The organism is Candidatus Marifrigoribacter sp. Uisw_064 (assembly GCF_047730175.1).
GTDB lineage: Bacteria > Bacteroidota > Bacteroidia > Flavobacteriales > Flavobacteriaceae > Marifrigoribacter.
On the sequence record NZ_CP159833.1, the window covers coordinates 1,020,793 to 1,042,795 of the forward strand.

A 22,003-nucleotide genomic window follows, 5' to 3' on the forward strand; every position below is an offset into this window, starting at 1 on the left:
TTATAAAAATACTATTCCTTATGGTAACCGCTAAAAAATATCAAGTTTTTTTATAATTTCTAAAAAATGTGTACATTACGTTCCTAAATTTAACTAACCTGAATGAAGGACCTTTATTCTTTACTTATAATATGCCTACTATTTATAGGTGCTTTTCAGCAAAATCCTTTGTTTGCTCAAGATACAATTGTAGCTAATAATCCAAAGAATTTTCAAAAATTATTAGACTCAGCAACAGCTTTTTACAATCAAGGTGATTATACTAAATCATTAGTTTTAAACATCGATGTTTTAAAAATGGCTTATACCTTAGACGACCCTTATTATTTACATCAAGGATATCGATCATTAGCGTACGATTATTTAGTCTTAAATGACACCATTAACGCTATGACAAACATGAAAAAGTCTGAGCATTATGCAGGATTATCAAAAAATGATACTGCAACTGCTGTTACATATATGGACTTAGCGAATATATATTCTATCAATCAAAATTATAAAAAAGCGTATCATTATCATGATAAATCAATCACACAATTTAATAGCATTAAAGATTCTATAGGCTTATCAAAAGCACATTACAATTATATTTATACTGCAATAGATAATGATGATTATGAGAGAGCTTATGTGCATATATTAAAATCGAAACAACTATTAAAATTTGAGGATCATCACTCTTATTGTATCAGTTTAGACGGGTTTTTAGGTGAATACTATTTACACCATAAAGACTTTCGAAAAGCAGATGAATTATTTCTTAAAACTATTGAAGCTGCAAAAAAAGAAGAGTTAAGAATTGAATTAGAAAACATCTATTATTTCTATAGTATAAGTCTATACGAACAAGAAAAATTTAAAGAAGCATATGATGCTTTTGAAATCTATGATGAATACAGCGATGAAAATTCTGGTATTTATACCGCTCCTGAAAGATATGCTATTACTGACAAAATTCAATTAGATCAATACCGAAAAGACGCAAAAACAGCACAGTTAAATTCTCAATTACAAGCTCAAATATCTAATGATAAAGGCAGGTTAAACACATTATTAATAATAGTTGCTGCCATATTTTTATTATTACTTATTTCACTTTTTGTAGCATTCTTAAAAAGAAAAACCTTAGTTAAAGAACTAAAAATAAAAAATAAAAAATATTTATTGGCTAAAGAAGAATCTGAAAAATTATCTAAAGCAAAAAATAACTTTTTCTCAACCGTAAGTCATGAGTTACGAACCCCTTTATATGGAGTAATAGGATTAAGTACTATATTAATGGAGGATGAATCTTTAAAGAGTCATGAAAAAGATTTAAAGTCCTTAAAGTTTTCAGCAGATTATCTTTTGGCTTTAATTAATGATGTATTACAAATAAATAAAATTGACGCAAAAAACATCGACAATGATCTTACTTCCTTTAACTTAAGAGAATTAATTGAAACTATTATAGCTTCTTTTGAATATATGCGCCTTCAAAATAATAACAAGATTAACATCAATATTTCCAAAAACGTCCCTGGAATTATTCGAGGAAATTCAGTGAGGTTATCTCAAGTATTAATGAACTTAATAAGTAATGCGTGTAAGTTTACAGAAAATGGCGCCATTACTATTTCTATTAATTCAGAAAAAATTGATGCTAAAAACTCAACTATTACTTTTATAATTAAGGATACAGGTATCGGTATAGCTAAAAATAAGCAAGAAGGAATCTTTGATGAATTTTCACAAATTGACTCTTTAGATTATAGCTATCAAGGAACAGGGTTAGGATTACCCATTGTAAAAAAGCTACTAGCACATTCTAACTCTGAAATTTATTTAGAAAGTGATTTAGGTAAAGGCTCTTCCTTTACATTTGCCATAGATTTTGAAGTCTTAAAAGAGAAAGTTGCCATTAAAAAACAACCTTTATTAGATGTTAATATTTTAAAAGATAAAAAAATACTAATTGTTGAAGACAATCGCATCAATCAAATAGTTACTGCAAAAATATTAGAAAAAAATAAAGTGATATGCTTTGTTGCTGAAAATGGAGACGAAGCTGTCAATATGATAAAAAACAATACCTACGATTTAGTCTTGATGGATATTAATATGCCTATTAAAAATGGGATAGATGCTACTAAAGAAATACGTTTATTTAACACTACTCTTCCAATACTTGCTTTAACTGCCGTAGAAGTAGAAGAGATGCGATTTAGTATCTATGAATCTGGCATGAATGATATCATCGTAAAACCGTATGATGTTACTAAATTTATACAAACTATTATAAAAAACATGATCAGTGTTTCAGAAAAAAAAGAACATTTAAAAGCGATGTAAAATCAGTTAAATGCATAAAAAAGCCCCTCTAAATAGAGGGGCTTTTTTATATGTTCTTTCTAAAACTATCCTTTAAGTGTTGCACTTAAGTATTCACGATTCATACGCGCAATGTTTGAAAGAGAAATTCCTTTTGGACATTCAATTTCACAAGCGCCAGTATTGGTGCAATTTCCAAATCCTTCTAAATCCATTTGGGCAACCATGTTTTTAACACGATCTGCTGCTTCAACTTGTCCTTGCGGCAATAAAGCATATTGCGAAACTTTTGCTCCTACAAATAACATCGCAGAAGAGTTTTTACAGGTAGCTACACAAGCTCCACAACCAATACAGGTTGCAGCATCCATTGCTTCATCTGCAGCATGTTTTGAAATAGGTGTTGCATTAGCATCCTGAGTATTTCCAGAAGTATTTACAGATACATATCCACCTGCTTGTTGGATCCGATCAAATGAAGTTCTATCTACTACTAAATCTTTAATTACTGGGAAAGCAGCTGCTCTAAAAGGTTCAATATAAATGGTATCTCCATCTTTAAACGAACGCATATGTAGTTGACAAGTTGTTATTCCTTTATCGGGTCCGTGAGCTTCTCCATTAATGTACATTGAACACATTCCGCAAATTCCTTCCCTACAATCATGATCAAAGGCTACTGGTTCTTCTCCAGAGTTTATCAATTGTTCATTTAAAACATCCATCATTTCAAGGAAAGACATATGTTCTGAAATTTCAGTTACCTTATAATCGACTAATTTTCCTTTGTCGTTAGCATCTTTTTGACGCCAGATTTTTAATGTAAGATTCATATATCTACTTATTTGTATGAACGTTGTTTTAACTCAATATCTTTAAACTCTAATTCTTCTTTATGTAAAACCGCATCTGCTGGTTCTCCTTTATATTCCCAAGCAGAAACATAGGCATAATCTTTATCATTACGCAAAGCTTCTCCTTTTTGCTCTCCCTCTTGCACAACACTTTCTTCTCGGTAATGACCTCCACAAGATTCGTTTCTGTCCAAGGCATCTTTTGCAAATAACTCTCCTAATTCAAGAAAATCGGCAACTCTACCTGCTTTTTCTAATTGAGGATTCATCTCGTTAGCATCACCGGGAACTTTTACTTCTTTCCAGAATTCTTCACGAATTGCCTTAATTTCAGCCATAGCTTCCTTTAAGCCTTTTTCGTTACGAGCCATTCCAACTTTATCCCACATTACCTTTCCTAAACGCTTATGGAAGTAATCTACAGATTTTGTTCCTTTATTATTGATAAAGAAATTGATTCTATCGGTTACTTCTTTTTCAACTTCATCAAATTCAGATGTATTTGTAGGTATTTTTCCGGTACGAATGTCATCAGATAAATAATCGCCAATAGTATAAGGCAATACAAAATATCCGTCAGCTAATCCTTGCATCAATGCAGAAGCACCTAAACGATTTGATCCGTGGTCGCTAAAGTTAGCTTCCCCAATACAATACAGTCCTGGGACCGTTGTCATTAAGTTGTAATCTACCCAAACTCCACCCATCGTATAATGTGTCGCTGGGTATATCATCATAGGAGTTTTATAAGGATTTTCAGCTGCAATTTTCTCATACATTTGAAAAAGGTTCCCGTATTTTTCTTCAATAACTGTTTCTCCTAATGTTGTTATTTTTTCTTTTGAAGCATCATGGTGCCCGTGTATTTTTGCTTGTTCTTTTCCGTATCGCTCAATAGCTGCTGCAAAGTCTAAATACACAGCTTCACCTGTTGCATTAACACCATAACCGGCATCACAAAGTTCTTTTGCTGCTCTAGATGCTACATCACGTGGCACTAAATTTCCAAAAGCAGGGTATTTTCTTTCTAAATAATAATCTCTATTTTCTTCAGCAATTTCAGTAGGCTTTAATTTTCCCTGTTGAATTGCTTTTGCATCATCAATATTTGCTGGCACCCATATACGTCCATCGTTTCTTAATGACTCTGACATCAAAGTTAGTTTAGATTGGTAATCGCCCGATCGAGGAATACATGTTGGGTGAATTTGTGTAAAACAAGGGTTCGCAAAAAACGCTCCTTTTTTATGTATTTTCCAAGCTGCAGTAGCATTAGATCCCATTGCATTTGTTGAAAGAAAATAAACATTACCATAACCTCCTGTTGCAATAATAACAGCATGAGCCGAATGTCTTTCTATTTCACCAGTAATTAAATTACGTGCAATAATTCCTCTTGCTTTTCCGTCCACTTTTACTACATCTAACATTTCGTGACGATTAAACATTTCAATTTTACCACGAGCAATTTGTCTATTCATTGCTGAATAAGCTCCTAATAATAGTTGCTGTCCTGTTTGTCCTTTAGCATAGAAAGTACGAGATACTAATACGCCACCAAACGAACGGTTGTCTAAGAGACCCCCATAATCACGTGCAAAAGGAACCCCTTGTGCTACACATTGATCGATGATATTTCCTGAAACCTCAGCCAAACGGTATACGTTTGCTTCACGAGAACGATAATCACCCCCTTTTACGGTATCATAGAATAAGCGGTAGTTAGAATCACCATCCCCTTGGTAATTTTTTGCGGCATTAATTCCTCCTTGAGCAGCAATTGAATGTGCTCTACGAGGAGAATCTTGATAACAAAATGCCTTTACATTATAACCTTGCTCTGCTAAGGTTGCCGCAGCAGAACTTCCCGCTAAACCTGTTCCCACAACGATAATATCTATATTACGTTTATTGGCTGGATTAACTAAATTAATTTTGTCCTTATATGTAGTCCATTTTTCTTTAATGGGACCTTTAGGTACTTTTGAATCTAATACAGACATATACAGTAGTATTTAGTGATTAAAATGGTGAAAAAGGGCAATGAAAATAAAAAGTGATGGAATTAGAATAGCATATCCTTTTCCAAAATTTTTCACACATTTTGTATATTTATTGTTCATTCCCATTGATTGGAATGCCGATTGAAAACCATGTAATAAATGCAAAGCAAGTAATACAAACGCTATAACATATGCCCCTACTCTATATGGGCTATGAAATTTTTCAACTAATTCATGGTAGTATCTAAACTCACCATCGTGCATACCACTCATATCTCCAAGTACGTATTTTGTGTTTAGTTCTGGAAACCAAAAATCTATAAAGTGCAATACGATAAAAGCTAAAATTACTAATCCGCTATAGATCATGTTTCTACTCATCCAAGTAGAATTAGCTGCACCGTTGTTTTTAGCATATTTAATACCTACCGCTTTTCTGTTTTTTAATTCTAAAACAAAACCTAGTACAAAATGAAACACAACTCCAAAAATTAAAATGGGCTGCATAACAAACTGAATGAGGGGGTTGGTTCCCATAAAATGGGAAGCAACATTAAACACATCTTCACTGAAAACCGATAGAAGGTTGATAGTTACATGCGTTAATAAAAAAAAGATTAGAAAAAGAGCAGAAAGTGCCATAGCGACTTTTCTAGCAATGGAGGAGGATATTATTCCCATATGTTATATTTTCTTAAAAGATGTTATGCAAAAATACGCCTCAATGAGGTGATTGCCAAACTTTGTGGTTTGTTTTAATTTGTATTTAGAATTATTTTAAATACTTGAATTATTTTACTTTCAATTCTGTTTTAGAATGCTTCTTACCTATTGAAATGTCCATAACATGAACCCTTTTCGGAAGGTAATACTTCTCGTTTTCAGCTTTTTTAGCTTTCAATTCTTTATTATTTGAAAAAGTTAAGTGATAGGTATATACATTCACCCCTTTTTGAGCATCTACTTTTACTGACTCCAATTCCTCCCCTTCTTCCGTTTGAATCGAAATAGTTGCTTTACCTTCTATCGGACTATAAAAATGAACCTCAACTGAAGGCTGATACACTTCTCCCCAAGAGCTAAATTTTTTCCCCCAAGAGCCAGAATGAAGAACAGGTTCTATTTCAGAAATTAATACTTCGTCCTTATTTCCTGAATTCATTTTTTGTAGCAATGAAATATTCGCTACATAAATAGATCGCCCATGTGTTCCAACCACTAAATCTTTAGCTTCTGGTTGTATTACTAAATCATGCGTAGCCACGTTCGTTAGTCCTGAAGAAAATGCCTCCCAAGAAACGCCTCTATTAAATGAAACATATACTCCATTGTCTGTTCCTAGATATAATATATTTTCATTTTCTGTATCTTCTTTAATAACATTCACAGAAGAAGTTGGCAGATTACTACTTATATTTTTCCATGTAGCTCCATAATCTTCACTAACAAATACATAAGGCGTAAAATCATCCCAACGATATCCGTTTAATGTCACAAACACTCGTTCCTTTTTAAAACTTGAAGCTTCTACTCTACTTACCCACAAATCTTGTGGAAATGAATTAGAAATTCGTTGCCAATTTCCACCTCCATTTTTAGTTACTTGAACATAACCATCATCGCTACCTGCATACATCAATCCGAATTGAAAAGTTGATTCACTAATTGTTGTTAAAGTTCCATACGATACATTTCCTGGCTTTCCACCTTTGGTGAGATCTTCTGAAATTGCATCCCAAGTAGTACCTTGATCCATACTTCGCATTAATTTATTAGCTCCTAAATACAAGATGTCCTGATTGTGGGAGCTTAATAAAATTGGTGTTTGCCAATTAAATCGATATGGATTTTCACCCAATTCATGTTTAGGTTGAATATAAGTCTGTTCGTCTGTTTCGCGATTTAATCTATAATAATTTCCGAATTGATAACCTGTATAAACTATATTACTATTTCTGTTATCTATTTGAATTTGCATTCCATCTCCGCCCATAATAAATTTATATGGGTATTCTCCATTTTGCAACCACCTTCTATTTTCCTTTGTATTATGTGGTCCTACCCAAACTCCATTATCTTGCAGACCTCCATATACATTATAAGGTTTTTCATTATCTACATTAATCGCATAAAATTGACCTACTGCTAATGAATTGTTTTTAATCCAGTGTTTCCCATCATCGTAGGTAATATTAACTCCACCATCATTTCCATTGATAAGATGTCCCGGTTTTTTAGGATTAATCCAAAGGGCATGATGATCTGCGTGAACATTTCCTGCATTCATAGATTCAAACGTTTTACCGCCATCTTTCGATTTCAAAATTGGCACTCCATAAATATAAACTGCATCTTGATTGCTTGGATCTACGTGTATTTTTCCGAAGTAATATCCATACGAATAATATACATTATCCAAATATCCTTCATGTGTTTTCTTCCAGTTTTTTCCGCCATCTGTACTTTTAAATATTTCTGTTCCAACAACAGGAGTATCAAACAATAATGAATTTGCATCTTCTAAATATTTAGCAATATCAATTGGTTTTGCTTCTTCTTTTTTAACCATTTCTTTTACTGAATCCACTGTATATTTCTTCGGAAATCCATTCGATTTCAAAAATGTTTTCAAAGAAGCATCTTCTAAGGAAAGAAAATCTGCAACAGACATGCTTTTAAAATCATCTTTCTGAAGCCCACCTTTTGAAGATTCCTTTTCTTTATCTTTTTCTCTTCGGAATTGACTATCATGAATTGCATATACCACATCATCATTATAAATAGCGAGACCAATTCGACCTACCCCTTCGCCTGTTGGTAATCCAGAACCTTCACTTGAAACTTTTGCCCAAGTACTTCCCGCGTCAATACTTTTATAGATTCCACTTCCGTTTCCACTTCCTCTAAAATTCCATGCTTTTCGATCTTTATCCCATGAAGAGGCATACATCAAATTAAAATTACTTGGAGATACTTCCAGTTCAATAATCCCAGATTGATCATTTACAAATAAAGTTTGCGCCCAAGTTTGACCACCATCTGTAGATTTATAAACCCCACGTTCTTCATTTTTTGAATATAAATGCCCAACAACACCCACCACTATTTCATTAGAGTTATTTGGATTAATCAATATATTGCTAATATGGTGAGAGTCTGTTAAACCCATATTAACCCACGTTTTTCCTTCGTCAGTAGATTTTAATATTCCAATTCCTGCATAAGAAGATCGCGATGCATTGACCTCTCCAGTACCAACCCATAGTGTATTAGTCTTCCAATCCATGGTCACGCATCCTACGTTTTGAGTAGGGCTCGAATCTAATACCGGCTCAAAAGAAGTTCCATTGTTCTTGGTATACCAAACACCTCCACTTGCATAGCCTACATAAAATTCGATAGGATTATCTGGATTCACAGAAAGTGAAGTTACACGACCACTCATTACAGTGGGCCCAATATTTTTAAATGGAAGATTTTTAACGATTGAGTTTTCGATTAATCGTTGTTTTTGAGCTAGTCCTTCTTCAACTGAATTGGCAGCAGTAGATTTCTGCTGAGAAAAAAGTGGGATGCTAATAAAGCAAATTAAAAGAATTGCTAATTTATTCATAGTTAGTTTTTTTGGTTGTTGAATTTACTGAAATGTACTTGTTTCACAAAATTTTATCAAAAGAATAACCCACTATTTTGTATTTCTTTTTACTTTCGAAAGATTATTACACTTTGTGAAATGGACCTTTCAACGCAAACTTTTAAAACATACTTATCTCAAATCATTAATGATCCCTCATTAGAACATCATATCGATGCGATTATTGAATGTTTTTCTGTCATACATTTATCAAAGAATGACTTTTTAGTTGAGGAAGGAAATATTTGTAAATACTTCTGTTTTTTGGAAGAAGGTGTTTTACAACATTCATTAAATGTTCAAGGTGAAGAAAAGACCACTTATTTAGCGCTTCAAAATACAACGACCGCTGCCTTAAAAAGTTTTAAGCAGAAACTTCCTTCCAGAAAGAACATTAAAGCTATTTGTGATTGTACCCTAAGAATTATTAATTTAGAACAGTTTAATTCTTTAATGAAAAACAATAAAGGTTTTAGAAGGTATTATCACAACCTAATTGAAAATCAGATATTCCTTATAGACGATTATCGAATCAATTTATTAACACTAGCTCCAGAAGAAGGGTATAAAAACTTACTAGAAACTCACCCTAATTTATTTCAGCAAGTTCCCTTACATTATTTAGCTTCATTTTTAGGAATTTCCACTCGACATCTAAGTAGGATTCGAAAAAAGGTAAATGAACACTAGGTGAGGCTACAATGTATTAAGGAAGGAGTTTTTTATTATAATCTAAGCTTCGAAATAAAATAATCTCGATTATCGAGTAAATTAAGGACATTTGGCTTTTTTTTTCAGTAAATCTTTAATTAATTTTGAAGTAAATAATCCTTTAAAATAAATTCTCATGAAATATCATCAAATAGATTCTGCACTTTATATTAAAAACCGTGCAAATTTTATGGCTAAAATGAAGCCTAATAGTCTTGCGGTCTTTAATAGTAATGATATCTATCCAATTAGTGCAGATAGCACCATGCCTTTTCAGCAACATCGAGATATTTTATATTTAAGTGGTGTAGATCAGGAGGAAAGTATATTAGTAATGTTTCCAGATGCACCTCATGAAAAGCATCGTGAAGTATTATTCTTAAAAGAAACCAATGACCATATAGCTGTTTGGGAAGGCGAAAAACTTACCAAAGATCGTGCGCTAGAAGTAAGCGGAATTAAAACCGTGTATTGGCTTCAAGAAATGGAAAAAGTAATGACTGAGTTAATGGCACAATGTGACACCGTTCATATTAACACTAACGAACATTACAGAGCTTCTATTGAAACTGAAACTAGAGAATCGCGTTATACAAAGTGGTTATTAAATAAATATCCTGCGCATAGTGTAGCTAAAAGCAATCCAATTTTACAAAGACTTCGTTCTGTAAAAGATCCAATCGAATTAGATTTATTACAAAAAGCTTGTGATATCACCGAAAAAGGAATGCGTCGCGTTTTAGGTTTTGTTCAACCAGGCGTAACCGAATACGAAATTGAGGCAGAATTTATGCATGAATTTTTACGCAATCGATCTAAAGGGTTTGCTTATACTCCAATTGTAGCGAGTGGTAATAATGCCAATGTACTTCATTATATTGAAAACAATCAACCTTGTAATGATGGTGATTTAATCCTTCTAGATGTAGGTGCTGAATATGCAAATTACAGCAGTGATATGACGCGTACTATTCCAGTAAATGGAAAATTCACCAAACGTCAACGTGCTGTTTATGATGCTGTAAATCGTGTAAAAAATGATGCTACAAAATTATTAGTGCCGGGGACAGATTGGGCAGACTACCATATTGAAGTAGGTAAACTAATGACTTCTGAATTATTAGGTTTAGGTTTAATCGACAAAGACGATGTTCAAAATGAAGATCCAAACTGGCCAGCTTATAAAAAATATTTCATGCACGGGACTTCTCATCATATGGGATTAGACACCCATGATTATGGATTACTTTGGGAACCGATGAAAGCCAATATGGTTTTTACTGTTGAACCTGGAATTTATATTCCTGAAGAAGGATTTGGAATTCGGTTAGAAGATGATGTTGTAGTTCAAGAACATGGCGAACCATTTAACCTGATGCGAAACATTCCTATTGAAGCGGAAGAGATTGAAGATCTAATGAATTCTTAAATTCATCTATATAATTATAACCGATATAGCATTATGTTAATTCTGTATCGGTTTTTTTATTTCTGAAATTCAACACATTCAGAAGAACAAAAACAATAAATGCTGGTAAAACCCAACCCATACTATATTCTGAAAATGGAATCATTTCTTTTATTGGAGTAATTTTTTCTTCAGAAATTATAAATTTTAAAAAGTCAGGAATACTAAAGATAAAGGTTGCTAACACTACGCCTCTAAACACTAATTTTGAAGCCCATTTTTCTGGGACAACATTCAAAATAATAAGTACAATAGTTATTGGATAGATGAACATTAATGCTGGCAAAGCAACTACTATAATATAATGTACATCAAATTGCCCCATTAGTACACCTAATACACACCCTACTATTCCTGTAATTATATAGGCCCTTTGAGAATTTCCCATTAAACCTTTTACAAAATCTGCTGTTCCAGTTACAATTCCTACGGCTGTAGTAAAACAAGCTAATGCCACTAAAACAGATAAAAATGCATTCCCTATATTTCCTAATGTTTGAAGACTTAAAGTACTTAATAATTCGGGGCGATTTTCAATAATCAATTCACCGCTATTATGGGCTCCTAATGCAATTAATCCTCCATAAATAATAAACAACCCAAGTCCTGCAATCAAACCTGATTTTGCAATCATTTTTTTCTTTTCTTCATAATTAAATTTTCCCTGAAGAGAAAGTGAGATTACAATAACACCACCTACTACAACGCCACCAATGGCATCGAATGTTTGATACCCCTCTAAAATTCCTTCTACAAACGAGTTGTTAAAAATTGAATTTCGAAAAGATTCCACTTCGGTAAATAATCCTAGACAAATAATTATTAAAAGTATGAGTACTATTAAAGGAGTTAAAAACTTCCCTATAATACTAAGCACTTTCGTTCGGTTCAAAACAAAAATCAACACAAGGGCAAAATATATACTACTTAAGCCGAGTGATGAAATCTCGAAAAAGGGCTCAACTGCCATTTCATAAGTAACAGATGCCGTCCTTGGAGATGGCAATGTAATTGAAATGATGTATATTAATATTGAATAAATAATAGCAAATTTTGGAGAAACTTTATTGGCAAAATCAAGCATTGTTCCTTGTAATTTTGCATGACCATAAATTGCTAAAATTGGTATAATTACCGCAGAAATTGTAAATCCAATTAATACCCAAATCCACCCATCACCAGCATTGTATCCTAAAAAGGGAGGAAGAATTAAATTTCCTGCACCAAAGAATAAAGAAAATAATGCAAAAGCAATGATAATGGTTTGTTTGGTAGGATTCATTCTATGATATTTGCATCGAATATAGAAAAATGATTGCATACTTTAATACCTCAAAGATTTATTATGAAGTGTACGGCAAGGGAAAACCTCTTGTTTTACTCCATGGTTTTCTTGAAAGTTCAAATATGTGGGATACCATTCTACCACTATTAACACAAAAAAACAAAGTAATCTGTATTGATCTGCCAGGTCATGGTAAAAGTGATTTCATTGCTGAAATACATACAATGGAACTAATGGCTGAGGTGATTCATTTTGTATTAGAATCTTTAAAAGTAAAAGACGCAAGATTTATTGGTCATTCTTTGGGTGGTTATGTTTCTTTAGCTTTTGCTGAAATATTTCCTGAAAAAATAAACACCCTTGTCTTATTAAATTCTACCACTGAAAGTGATTCAGAAGAAAGAAAAAAGAATAGAGACCGAGCGATCCGATTAATTAAAAAAGATGCGAGATTATTTATTACGCTAGCCATTCATAATCTTTTTAATGAAAAAACAAAGCAGCTACATACGCAAGAAATAAAACAATTAAAAGAAGCAGCTTTTCTGTTTCCCCTTGAGGGAATTATTGCAACTATTAAAGGAATGAGAGATCGTAAAGATCGAACAGAAATCATGAAAAACTTTAATGGATTAAAACATTTAATTTGCGGAGATGAAGACACTATGATTCCAAAAAATGTTTCAAACCGTGTTTCAAAAAAGACTAATTCTGAAATTCATTTTGTAGATAGTGGTCATATGACTGTTAATGAAAATGCAGGAGAAATGATTAAAATATTGCATTTCATCGATTTTTTGTAGCTTTTTGTCGATTATATAAAAAATATTTTTATATTTATTCCAAGAATAACCCCCCAAATTGTTCATTATGCAAAGTTCTACTTTTTCGCTTTCCAGTATTATATGTGTTACTGTAAGGCATCAATACAACATTACCAATAAAATTACCAATCATATAAACGAATATAAATGCAATAAGTGTGGGAAGGAAGTAACTGAAGATATTTTGGGGAATATCGAAGAATTAACTTCTCGCCAAAGAAAAATCAATGAAAGTGTTGCTTTATTTTTTCAGAAGAAAAATGAGAAAAAAATATACCAACAATTATGAAAATACTCCTTTGTAAAATTAAAGGTCATGAGTTAATTGGCCTTAACAATGAATCATTAATGCTAGAAGAATTTGAATGCAAAAATTGTAGTCAAAAATTCACTACTGATGGATATGGTAAGGTTGTAAAGCTTACGCCTTATTGGGTGAAAAATAATTTAGTTTTTAAAAATAATAAGAATTACAATTACTAAAATCTATTCTTCATTTAAAGAGTTCCATCCTCTTGCTATTAAAGGTATTTTCGTATTAGCTCTTGTTATTAAATGCATTCCTTCACTCTCTTGAGTCATGTGACCAATAATAGAAAAATTAGGATTTGCTTTAATTTTTGGAAAATCTTCTTGTTTTACAGTAAATAAAAGTTCGTAATCTTCTCCTCCACTTAAAGCGATGGTGGTACTATCCATATTAAATTCTTCACACGTAGCAACGACTTGAGGGTCTAATGGTATTTTGTCTTCAAAGAGATTACAACCTACTTTTGAATTTTTACAAAGGTGAATTATTTCAGAAGACAAACCATCACTTATATCAATCATAGAAGTAGGTTGAACTTCTAAATCTGAAAGTAATTTCGATACATCTTTTCTAGCTTCTGGTTTTAATTGTCTTTCAATTAAATACGTGTAAGCATCTAAATCGGGTTGAGAATTTGGGTTTACCTGAAACACCTTTTTCTCTCTTTCTAAAACTTGTAAGCCTAAATAAGCAGCTCCTATATCTCCAGTAACAACCAGCAAATCATTGTCATTGGCTCCTTCTCTATACACTATAGTGTCTTTTTTCGCCCTTCCAATAGCAGTAATACTAATAATTAAACCCGAGGTAGTTGATGTTGTATCACCACCTACCACATCTACATTATAATAATTTGCTGCTGCAGAAATACCTTCATATAACTCTTCCAATGCTTCAACTGGAAATCTATTTGAAACTGCAATAGAAACAGTAATTTGTGTTGCTTCGGCATTCATGGCGTAAACATCAGATAAATTAACCACCACGGCTTTATACCCAAGATGTTTTAAGGGCATATAACTTAAATCAAAATGCACCCCTTCTACTAACAGGTCTGTAGTTACCACTAATTGTTTTTCTTCACTTTCAAGAACAGCAGCATCATCTCCAATTCCTTTTACTGAACTCTTTTGCTTTAAAGTAAAATTTTTAGTTAAATGTTCAATTAAACCAAACTCCCCTAATTCAGAGATATTCGTTTTAGAATTATTTTTATTTTCAAGCATGAATAAATACCGTTTTAAATTCTTTGCAAAAATATAGGGAAACTATTAACTATCTAGCATTTAAAGGACTTTTATTTAAATATTTCATACCTTTCAAAAAAAATTGCATCATTAACACATTTTATTATGAAAAAGATATTTATTATCGCACCTCTTTTCTTTATGTATTGTTTTTTTATTTCATGTTCAAGTAATCCAGATTTTTCTGAAACTGTTATTTTAATTGACGAATCAGATAACCCAGATGGTGAAGGCGATCCAGATGGTGAAGGCGATCCAGACGGAGAAGGTGATCCTGATGGTGAAGGCGATCCAGATCCAGATGGTGATGGTACTCCTGGAGCTGATTGTGTAGGCGGGTTTTCTGGACCTTATCCATGTGATAATTATGATTTAGTGGGCTGGATGAAAACCTCAGATTTTGGAACAAGTTCGGCAAATGATTGTTGGGGTTGGACAGACCCTCTAGACAATAAAGAATATGCAATTTATAGTTTATCTAACGGAACTGCATTTATTGATATTTCTGATCCAGGTAACCCTAATTTTATAGCAGAAGTTGAAGGATCAAATAGTCCTTGGAGAGATGTAAAAGTTTATAATAACCATGCTTTTATTGTAAGTGAAGCAGGTGGATCTGGGATGCAAGTTGTTGATTTAACACAATTAAGAGAAGCTAGTGGTGGAGAATTATTATTCCCTATTACTACCTATACCGGGTTTAGTAGCGCGCATAATATTGTAATAAATGAAGCAACTGGGTTTGCCTATGCAGTAGGTACTAACACCTATGGTGGAGGCCCACATTTTGTTAATATTCAAGACCCTGCAAATCCAATAGAAGTTGGAGGTTTTTCAGGAGGTGGATATAGTCATGATGCACAAGTTGTAAACTACAATGGTCCTGATACAGACTATACGGATCATGAAATTTACATAGGCAGTAATGAAAATGAAGTAGTAATTGTTGATGTAACTGATAAAGCAAATCCTCAATTAATTTCTTCTGTGGGTTATTCAAATACAAGTTATACTCATCAAGGTTGGCTTACTGAGAATCATACCTACTTTATTGCTGGTGATGAGTTAGATGAAGTAGATTTTGGGAATAACACTAAAACATTAATTTTTGATTTAACAGATTTAGATACCCCACTATTTCATTTTCAATATTTAGCAGGAAACTCATCTATTGACCATAATGGATATGTGAAAGGCAATACTTTTTATCTAGCTAGTTATACAGGAGGGATGCGAACTTTTGATATAACTAATATAGAAAATAGTGAAATGATTGAAAATGGCTTTTTTGATGTCCACCCTGGAGACAACAATGCTAATTTTGATGGAGCTTGGAGTGTATATCCATACTTTGCAAGTGGGAACATTATTATAAGTGATATGTTTTCTGGGCTTTTCATTGTTAAAAAACAATAATATACTTTTAATTTTCTTACCTAAAAAGTAGGGTATTTGTCTAGTGAACTGTTTAAAACATGGATGTAAATCTATATTTACATGCAATCAATTAAAATTAATTTATTACAAATAATCAATATGAAAAAATTATTACTACCCATATTTTTAGCATTTATCGCTTTTTCTTTTGCTCAAACTCCGTGTGTTGGAGGCATTGCAGCTGGATATCCATGTAGCGGATATGATTTACAATCTTATATTCCTTATGGTGATTTTGGTGCAGGGAATTCAAATGATTCATGGGGTTGGACAGATCCTGATGATGGAACTGAATATGTGCTTGTTGGATTAGATAACGGTGTTGCTTTTGTTGATATCTCAGATCCAGTAAGCCCAGTGTATTTAGGTAAGCTTCCTACGCATACTTCATCTACTCTTTGGAGAGATGTAAAAGTGTATAATAACTATGCATTTGTTGTAAGTGAAGCTGGTGGTCATGGAATGCAAGTATTTGATTTAACTCGATTAAGAGATGTTGCTAGTCCTCCTGAAACTTTTACTGAAGATGCACATTATGATGGTTTTGGAAGTGCTCACAACGTTGTAATAAATGAAGAAGCAGGATTCGCATATGGTGTAGGAACAAATACATTTAACGGAGGCCCTCATTTTGTTGACATCTCAGATCCTTTAAACCCAGTGGCTGCAGGAGGCTATAATGTAGACGCTTATAGTCATGATGGTCAGGTAGTTACATACAATGGTCCTGATACTGATTATGTAGGTCATGAAATTTATGTTGGTAGTAATGAAGATGAAGTAATTATTGCTGATATAACTGATAAAAATAATCCTGTAAGTATCTCAACAATTGGATATTCAAATACAGCTTATACTCACCAAGGTTGGTTTACTGATGATCATAAATATTTTATTGTAGGAGATGAAATTGATGAAATTGATTATGGCTTTAACACAAGAGCTTTGGTTTTTGACTTTTCAGATTTAGAAAACCCTACACTATCATTTGAATATTCGGGTCCAACTTCTGCAACAGATCATAATGGGTATGTAAAAGGCAATGAATACTATTTAGCTAATTATACTGCAGGTATGAGAGTTATTGATATTTCAGATATCGATAATGGTAATTTTACTGAAACTGGATATTTTGATGTGTACCCTTCAAACAATAATTCTGGATATGATGGTGCATGGAATGTTTACCCTTATTTTGAAAGTGGTAATATTGTTATAACCACACTTTTCTCAGGCGGTCTATTTATAGTGAAAGCAAGTGACTTAAGTTCAGGTGATTTTGACTTAAACCAAGGACTATCTGTTTTTCCTAATCCTAGTTTAGATGAAATTAACATTAACTCAAAAACTTCAGCAATAACTAGTATTTCTATTTCAGATGTTAGTGGAAAAATTCTTTTTTCTGAAAACGATTTAGATACAGACAATAAAACTCTTAACATAGCTTCTTTCTCAGAAGGAATGTATTTTATCACAATAAATAATCAAGTAACTAAAAAGATTATTAAAAAGTAAAATAATAATTAATTATTCTAAGGCACCTATTATTAAAGTAGGTGCCTTGTTTTAACTTTAAAATAAAAAATATGAAAAATAAAGTCTCCTTCATTATAACTTTATTTTTTACTTTCGTATGCTTTTCTCAAACGCCATGCGATAGTGGAATGGCAGGTGTGTATCCATGTGATGGATTTGATCTTTTATCAGAGTTCACCGTAGAAGATTTAGATTCTACTAGAGGTAATGATTCCTGGGGTTGGACAGACCCTGATGATGGTAAAGAATATGCTATAATAGGTTTAAATAATGGTACTGCATTTATTGATATTTCAGACCCAATAAATCCGATTTATTTAGGAAAAGTACCTACCCATACAGGTAATAGTACATGGAGAGATGTTAAAGTATATAGTAATCATGCTTTTATTGTGAGTGAAGCTAGCAATCATGGAATGCAAGTTTTTGACTTAACTCGTTTACGTTCAGTTGCAAATCCTCCAGAAACATTTTCAGAAGATGCACATTATAATGGTTTTGGTAGTTCACATAATATTGCCATAAATGAAGATACAGGTTATGCCTACAGTGTTGGAGATAACACCTTTTCTGGCGGGGCTCATTTTGTTGATATTTCTGATCCTGTAAATCCAATTGCTGCTGGTGGTTTTGCTGCAGGAGGATATACCCATGACGCACATGTTGTTATATATGAAGGACCCGATACAGATTATACAGGACGCGAAATTTATGTAGGAAGCAACGAAACTGATGTTGTTATTGTTGATGTTACAGATAAAAACAATCCACAACAAATTTCTTCTATTTCTTATTCAAATGTAGCATATACACATCAAGGATGGTTGACAGAAGATCATCGTTACTTTTTATTAGGTGATGAAGCTGATGAAATTGATTTTGGATTTAATACTAGAACTATTATTTTCAATTTAGAAGATTTAGACAATCCATCTTTTCATTTCGAATATTCTGGAACTACATTTGCTACCGACCACAATGGATATGTAAAAGGTAATAAGTTCTATATTTCTAATAACTCCGCAGGATTAAGAGTACTTAATATTGAGGATATTGCAAATCAAAATATTTTTGAAGAAAGTTATTTCGACTCATATCCTCCGCACAATGATGCTGGGTATATTGGTGTTTGGAATGTCTATCCGTTTTTTGAAAGTGGCGTAATAGTAATGAGTGATAGAGAAAATATTTTATTTGTTAGGGACCCATTATTATCCAATGATGATTTACAAAATTTAGAATTTGCATTATATCCTAACCCAGTTACAAATAGGCTTACCATAGAGGCAAAATTAGAAGCAATAACAACGATTAGTATAAACGATATTAGCGGTAAACTGCTTTTTTCTGAAAAAAATATGAATATATTTTCAAAAACTATTAACCTTTCAGATTATTCCACAGGAATGTATTTTATTACAATTAACAATCAATTAACTAAAAAGGTCTTAAAAAAGTAAGTATTTATAGTACTTTTCGAACAAACTAAATAAATAAAACAACACATTTAAAACATCTACAATGAAAAAGAAAATTTTACCTTTATTAGCATTATTTGCTACATTTTTCTCAGTTGCACAAGCTCCATGTGTTGGAGGTATGGCTGCTGGATTTCCATGTGAAAATTACGATTTATATGCAAGGTTTACACCAGGACAAATGAGTTCAAGTAGAGCTAATGATTCATGGGGTTGGACAGATCCAGATGATGGAACTGAATATGCCTTAATTGGTCTTAATAACGGAACTATCTTTTTCGACATTACAGATCCATTAAATCCAATAAACTTAGGAAAGCTACCAACACATACAAGTAATAGTACCTGGAGAGATATCAAAGTGTACAATAACTATGCTTTTATTGTAAGTGAAGCTGGTGGACATGGAATGCAAATTTTTGACCTAACTCGTTTAAGAAGTGTTGGAAGTCCTCCTGAAACTTTTACAGAAGATGCTCATTATGATGGCTTCGGAAGTGCACATAATATTGTAATCAATGAAGATACTGGTTATGCCTATCCTGTTGGAGCTAACGCTTATAATGGAGGCCCTATTTTTATCAACATACAAGACCCTTTAAATCCTGTTCTAGAAGGTGGATATGCAATGGATGATTATAGTCATGACGCACAAGTTATTACATATAATGGACCTGATTCTGACTATGCAGGACGAGAAATCTTAATTGGAAGTAACGAAAATGAGGTTGCGATTGTTGATATTACTGACAAAAATAACCCAGTGAGCATTTCTACAATTAGTTATTCTAATGTTGGTTATACACACCAAGGATGGTTTACTGAAGACCAACGTTATTTTATTGTTGGTGATGAAATAGATGAATTAGATTTCGGATTTAATACAAGAACAGTAATTTTTGATTTTGAAGATTTAGATAACCCAACTTTTCATTTCGAATATTTTGGGAATACTCCTGCAATAGATCATAATGGATATGTAGTTGGTGATAAATATTACATGGCTAACTACCATGCAGGTATTCGAATTATAGATATTAGTGATATTGCAAATGAGAATATTTCTGAAATAGGTTATTTTGATACTGTTCCAAATACAAACAGTGCTAACTTTGGTGGAGTTTGGAATGTGTATCCATTCTTTGAAAGTGGTTATATAGTAATTAGTGGTGATGAAGGTTTTCACCTTGTTAAAGAATCTAACTTAAGTGTTAATGATAACGATTCGGACATTTTCTCACTATCTCCAAATCCAGCTAATTCTAATGTTACTATTAGCTCAAAATCAGCGCCAATATTTAAAATTGAAGCATATAATGTTTTAGGACAACAAGTTCTTAACCAAGAGTTTTCTGAAACAACTTCAAAAAATATCAACATCTCTAGTCTTAAGTCTGGAATTTACTTGTTAAAAGTTAATTCTAATACGACAAAAAGATTAATTGTAAAATAATCCATAAGCGTGGGTTGTAAAAGACTCACGCTTATTATTGTATAAAATTTGAAACCCTTTTGCTATGAAGTCTTTCTTTAATTTTATTTTATCTTTTCTATTTATTTTTTTAATTGCTTCCTGTGGAAGTGATGATAATTCTGGCGGGACTACAGATGACACTCCAGTTCCTGCTTTTGTAGGTGAAGTTGATTGGGTAAAAACATTTGGAGGAAGTTCCGAAGATGATGCCATATCAATTGTTCAAGCAAATGACGGTGATTATGTAATTTTAGGGGTTACCAATAGTACCGATGGCGATTTATCGAATCGAACAGGTACAGACTATGATTACTGGGTGTTAAAAATATCTGCTACTGGAGAGAAAATCTGGAGTAAAAATTATGGTGGAACGAATGATGATAGAGCAACAAGTCTAATTAAAACTAATGATGGAGGATATGCTATTTCGGGTTACAGTAAAAGTAACGACGGAGACGTTTCTGGAAATGGTGGCTTTTGGGACTATTGGCTATTAAAAATTGATAGCGAAGGAAACAAACAATGGGATCGTAATTTTGGTTTCCTTGGAGATGATAAAAGTTATAAAGTAATTCAGACAAATGACGGTGGTTATTTTATGACAGGATATTTAGATCTTGCAAATAGCGATGGTCAAGGTGACGATATTATTGATGAAGATGATTCCGAGACTAGAAACAGTCAACATGGTTTAGGAGAGTATTGGGCTATTAAAACAGACGCCAATGGTATTAAGCAATGGCGAAAATATTTTGGTGGAACCGATAACGACAGAAGTTACGATGTAATGCAAACCGATGATAATGGATATTTAATGGTTGGTGCTGCAGAAAGTTTAGATTTTGACATTTCATCCCCAAGAGGAAGTTATGATTTTTGGGCATTAAAAATTAGTGAGTCTGGCATTAAATTATGGGAAAAATCATATGGTGGCTCCGAAATAGATAACGGCTTTTCTATTGCTAAAAGTGATGATGGTAATTTTATTTTTGTTGGAAATACTAGAAGTAATGATTTTGACATTTCATCAATTATAGGTAATGCAGACATGTGGGTGGTAAAATTAAGCAGTACTAACGGAGCTATTATTTGGGAAAAAACCTATGGAGGTACTCAATTTGATACTGCTTCAAATATCAACAGCCTTGCAAATGGAAATTTTGTTATTTCTGGTCACACACGTAGTAATGATGGTGATGTAACAAATGGTTTAGGACTTAATGATGTATGGGTATTAGTAATTGATGATTTTGGAACTATTCAATATGAGAAAACAATTGGGGGTTCAAATTTAGATTTTGCAAACCATGGTATCGAAACAACAAATAAAGAATTACTTATTGTAGGTAGTACTGAAAGTACTGATGTAGATCTTAGTCAAAATTTAGGAAGTAAAGATTTATTGATAATAAAAATTAAATAAAAAAAA

At 32.6% G+C, this 22,003-nt stretch carries 17 protein-coding genes; 11 read left to right on the plus strand and 6 right to left on the minus strand.

What is annotated here, in order from left to right; genetic code table 11:
* The first annotated feature begins 102 nt into the window (after window positions 1-102).
* Window positions 103-2,334: a response regulator gene (locus ABXT64_RS04535; RefSeq protein WP_443634286.1), complete on the plus strand. Its 2,232-nt coding sequence runs from the start codon at window positions 103-105 to the stop codon at window positions 2,332-2,334.
* Between the two features lie 65 nt (window positions 2,335-2,399).
* On the opposite strand, the gene ABXT64_RS04540 is transcribed toward ABXT64_RS04535, so the two are convergent.
* The 4 genes from ABXT64_RS04540 to ABXT64_RS04555 all read right to left on the minus strand — a co-directional run bounded on the left by ABXT64_RS04540 (window position 2,400) and on the right by ABXT64_RS04555 (window position 8,783).
* Entirely contained in the window at window positions 2,400-3,146 is a 747-nt protein-coding gene (locus tag ABXT64_RS04540; protein ID WP_443634288.1) for a succinate dehydrogenase/fumarate reductase iron-sulfur subunit, read from the minus strand.
* An 8-nt stretch (window positions 3,147-3,154) separates the two neighbouring features.
* A complete protein-coding gene (locus tag ABXT64_RS04545) occupies window positions 3,155-5,170 on the minus strand; it encodes a fumarate reductase/succinate dehydrogenase flavoprotein subunit (protein ID WP_443634290.1) in 2,016 nt (671 codons plus the stop codon).
* 12 nt (window positions 5,171-5,182) lie between these two features.
* Window positions 5,183-5,851 (minus strand): succinate dehydrogenase cytochrome b subunit, encoded by a 669-nt coding sequence (locus ABXT64_RS04550; RefSeq protein ID WP_443634292.1) that lies wholly within the window; start codon window positions 5,849-5,851, stop codon window positions 5,183-5,185.
* A 109-nt stretch (window positions 5,852-5,960) separates the two neighbouring features.
* Complete coding sequence (locus tag ABXT64_RS04555; RefSeq protein WP_443634294.1) at window positions 5,961-8,783, minus strand: VPS10 domain-containing protein; 2,823 nt, start codon at window positions 8,781-8,783, stop codon at window positions 5,961-5,963.
* A gap of 120 nt (window positions 8,784-8,903) precedes the next feature.
* On the opposite strand from ABXT64_RS04555, the gene ABXT64_RS04560 reads away from it, so the two are divergent.
* Window positions 8,904-9,494 (plus strand): Crp/Fnr family transcriptional regulator, encoded by a 591-nt coding sequence (locus tag ABXT64_RS04560; protein WP_443634295.1) that lies wholly within the window; start codon window positions 8,904-8,906, stop codon window positions 9,492-9,494.
* 157 nt (window positions 9,495-9,651) lie between these two features.
* Window positions 9,652-10,944 carry an aminopeptidase P family protein gene (locus tag ABXT64_RS04565; RefSeq protein ID WP_443634296.1) on the plus strand — a complete coding sequence of 431 codons (1,293 nt, stop codon included), beginning with the start codon at window positions 9,652-9,654 and terminating at the stop codon, window positions 10,942-10,944.
* Window positions 10,945-10,975: 31 nt separating this feature from the next.
* Here the strand turns inward: ABXT64_RS04565 and brnQ are convergent, their stop codons facing one another.
* The gene (gene brnQ / locus ABXT64_RS04570) at window positions 10,976-12,265 is read right to left on the minus strand and encodes a branched-chain amino acid transport system II carrier protein (RefSeq protein WP_443634297.1); all 1,290 of its coding nucleotides are present in this window, start codon (window positions 12,263-12,265) and stop codon (window positions 10,976-10,978) included.
* A gap of 29 nt (window positions 12,266-12,294) precedes the next feature.
* Between brnQ and ABXT64_RS04575 the strand changes: the two genes are divergently transcribed.
* The 3 genes from ABXT64_RS04575 to ABXT64_RS04585 all read left to right on the plus strand — a co-directional run bounded on the left by ABXT64_RS04575 (window position 12,295) and on the right by ABXT64_RS04585 (window position 13,575).
* Window positions 12,295-13,071, plus strand: coding sequence for an alpha/beta fold hydrolase (locus ABXT64_RS04575; RefSeq protein WP_443634298.1), 777 nt, complete (start codon window positions 12,295-12,297; stop codon window positions 13,069-13,071).
* A 67-nt stretch (window positions 13,072-13,138) separates the two neighbouring features.
* A complete protein-coding gene (locus tag ABXT64_RS04580) occupies window positions 13,139-13,381 on the plus strand; it encodes a hypothetical protein (protein ID WP_443634300.1) in 243 nt (80 codons plus the stop codon).
* Window positions 13,378-13,575 carry a hypothetical protein gene (locus ABXT64_RS04585; RefSeq protein ID WP_443634301.1) on the plus strand — a complete coding sequence of 66 codons (198 nt, stop codon included), beginning with the start codon at window positions 13,378-13,380 and terminating at the stop codon, window positions 13,573-13,575. Before ABXT64_RS04580 ends, ABXT64_RS04585 begins: the two co-directional genes overlap by 4 nt.
* A gap of 3 nt (window positions 13,576-13,578) precedes the next feature.
* On the opposite strand, the gene thiL is transcribed toward ABXT64_RS04585, so the two are convergent.
* Window positions 13,579-14,628: a thiamine-phosphate kinase gene (gene thiL / locus ABXT64_RS04590; protein WP_443634302.1), complete on the minus strand. Its 1,050-nt coding sequence runs from the start codon at window positions 14,626-14,628 to the stop codon at window positions 13,579-13,581.
* Between the two features lie 126 nt (window positions 14,629-14,754).
* Between thiL and ABXT64_RS04595 the strand changes: the two genes are divergently transcribed.
* The 5 genes from ABXT64_RS04595 (at window position 14,755) to ABXT64_RS04615 (ending at window position 21,997) form a co-directional block, all read left to right on the plus strand.
* A complete protein-coding gene (locus ABXT64_RS04595; RefSeq protein ID WP_443634303.1) occupies window positions 14,755-16,065 on the plus strand; it encodes a choice-of-anchor B family protein in 1,311 nt (436 codons plus the stop codon).
* Window positions 16,066-16,185: 120 nt separating this feature from the next.
* On the plus strand, window positions 16,186-17,601 hold the full coding sequence (locus ABXT64_RS04600; protein WP_443634304.1) for a choice-of-anchor B family protein: 1,416 nt from the start codon (window positions 16,186-16,188) through the stop codon (window positions 17,599-17,601).
* Window positions 17,602-17,672: 71 nt separating this feature from the next.
* Window positions 17,673-19,082 carry a choice-of-anchor B family protein gene (locus tag ABXT64_RS04605; protein WP_443634305.1) on the plus strand — a complete coding sequence of 470 codons (1,410 nt, stop codon included), beginning with the start codon at window positions 17,673-17,675 and terminating at the stop codon, window positions 19,080-19,082.
* Between the two features lie 61 nt (window positions 19,083-19,143).
* Window positions 19,144-20,553 carry a choice-of-anchor B family protein gene (locus ABXT64_RS04610; protein ID WP_443634307.1) on the plus strand — a complete coding sequence of 470 codons (1,410 nt, stop codon included), beginning with the start codon at window positions 19,144-19,146 and terminating at the stop codon, window positions 20,551-20,553.
* Between the two features lie 64 nt (window positions 20,554-20,617).
* A complete protein-coding gene (locus tag ABXT64_RS04615) occupies window positions 20,618-21,997 on the plus strand; it encodes a hypothetical protein (RefSeq protein ID WP_443634308.1) in 1,380 nt (459 codons plus the stop codon).
* The last annotated feature ends 6 nt before the right edge of the window (window positions 21,998-22,003 follow it).